This window comes from Protofrankia sp. Cas4 (assembly GCF_963555915.1).
Taxonomy (GTDB): domain Bacteria; phylum Actinomycetota; class Actinomycetes; order Frankiales; family Frankiaceae; genus Protofrankia.
On the sequence record NZ_CAUVXL010000274.1, the window covers coordinates 21,034 to 22,332 of the forward strand.

The 1,299-nt window shown below is 71.3% G+C and carries 3 protein-coding genes and 1 pseudogene; 1 reads left to right on the top strand and 3 read right to left on the bottom strand.

Features of this window, described 5'->3' with window-relative positions:
* Window positions 1–195, top strand: a pseudogene (locus U9979_RS24960) (hypothetical protein); the annotation flags it as partial.
* Here the strand turns inward: U9979_RS24960 and U9979_RS24965 are convergent.
* Genes U9979_RS24965 through U9979_RS24975 form a run of 3 tightly spaced genes read right to left on the bottom strand, consistent with a single transcriptional unit; the run spans window position 155 to window position 1,206 of the window.
* Window positions 155–802: a hypothetical protein gene (locus U9979_RS24965; RefSeq protein ID WP_322781210.1), complete on the bottom strand. Its 648-nt coding sequence runs from the start codon at window positions 800–802 to the stop codon at window positions 155–157. The pseudogene U9979_RS24960 and the gene U9979_RS24965 sit on opposite strands and share 41 nt — an antisense overlap.
* An 18-nt stretch (window positions 803–820) precedes the next feature.
* Window positions 821–1,063, bottom strand: a complete 243-nt coding sequence (locus tag U9979_RS24970) for a hypothetical protein (RefSeq protein ID WP_322781211.1) — start codon at window positions 1,061–1,063, stop codon at window positions 821–823.
* Window positions 1,060–1,206 (bottom strand): hypothetical protein, encoded by a 147-nt coding sequence (locus U9979_RS24975; RefSeq protein ID WP_322781212.1) that lies wholly within the window; start codon window positions 1,204–1,206, stop codon window positions 1,060–1,062. The genes U9979_RS24970 and U9979_RS24975 overlap by 4 nt, the downstream gene beginning before the upstream one ends.
* Window positions 1,207–1,299 lie beyond the last annotated feature (93 nt).

Here is a 1,299-nt window from a genome sequence, read left to right on the forward strand (position 1 = left end):
TGCGACGAGCGTGTGTGGTGTGTCGGGGAACCGGACGTCGTAGGGGTGGCCGTCGGCGGTGGGGACGGCGCGGATCGTTTCCCCGGTGCGCAGGTCGCCGTCGTCGGTGAGGTAGCTGATGGTCGTCCGGTACGGCAGCGGACACCCCGGGTGGTCACCGTCCAGGCCAGCGTCCGGGGAGCAGCGTGGCGGTGACCGCGTGAGCGGGGCTGACGATCCGGTAGTGGTCGGCGGGGTTTTCCAGGCTGTCCAGCACCCAGGGCTGCAGCACCCGGGAGCCGGCCAGCGCCCGCCGGTAGGTGTCGACCGGACGGCCAGGAATGTGTACCCGATGGGACGGGGCGGGCCGCCGGCTGTCGTCCGATTCCAGTAGTTCCAGCGGTTCCGGTACCCGGCGGCCGGTTGGTCCGGTGGTGGAGTCCGCCGGTGCGGGCAGGACGGCGTGACCGGACTGGATCGCGGTGTGGACGGTGTCGGGCAGGATCCAGCCGAGGCGGGCTTCCAGGTCCGGGCTGGACACGGTGACCACCATCGCGGTCGGGGTGTCGAACAGGGTGCCCATGTTCAGCGGTCCGGGCTGGTGGACGGCCACGCACCAGCCGGTGTCCGGGGCGGCGCCGAGCTGCCAGCCGCCGTCGGTGGTCTCCAGCACCGCCGGCCCGCCGCGGTCACGCGCCGGCACCCATCCGCCGCGGGTGTCCGCAGGCGGGTCGTCGTGGCCGGGAACCGGCCGGGTCATCACCGTGCCCGCCGTGACCATCGGGACGGTGCGAGTGTCCCCAGGGCCGACAGTCGCGGCCACCACCCGGACCGTGGATGGTCAGCGTTGACGTCCGTGTCGCGGTCGGTGTCGGCATCCAGGTCGGCGGGTGTGTCGGTCGCGAGGGTGCGCAGCGCCGGGTCCCGGAACCTGGGCGGCGAACGCCGCCAGCAGCCGGGTGACGGTGTCTTTGTCCATGGCCTGGATCCAGCCAACGACGCTGTCCATGCCCAGTCCGGTGCGGGCCGCGGTCCAGAACAGCACCGCGAGGAGATCCTCGGCGGCGCTGACCCAGAAGCTCATGTCCCCACCAGGGTCACCTCGTGTTGACCGTCATGCCGCCCGTCGGGGTGAAGGATCTCAACGACTGGTGGCAGCACAACCCCGACGATCTCCACCGGACGCTGACCGCCACCGCCGATCACTTCACCGGGTTTCTCCCGCATGCGGCCCTCCCCGACCTGGGCTGGAGCGATCATCCGGTCGGAATGCAGGATTCAGCATGTAGCCCATAAGGCGTCGGTCACGCAGTCTGGGTC

Excerpts from the sequence above, each read along its gene's own strand:
- U9979_RS24970 (WP_322781211.1), bottom strand. The coding sequence starts at position 1,063 with ATGAGCTTCTGGGTCAGCGCCGCCGAGGATCTCCTCGCGGTGCTGTTC.
- U9979_RS24975 (WP_322781212.1), bottom strand. The coding sequence starts at position 1,206 with ATGCGGGAGAAACCCGGTGAAGTGATCGGCGGTGGCGGTCAGCGTCCG.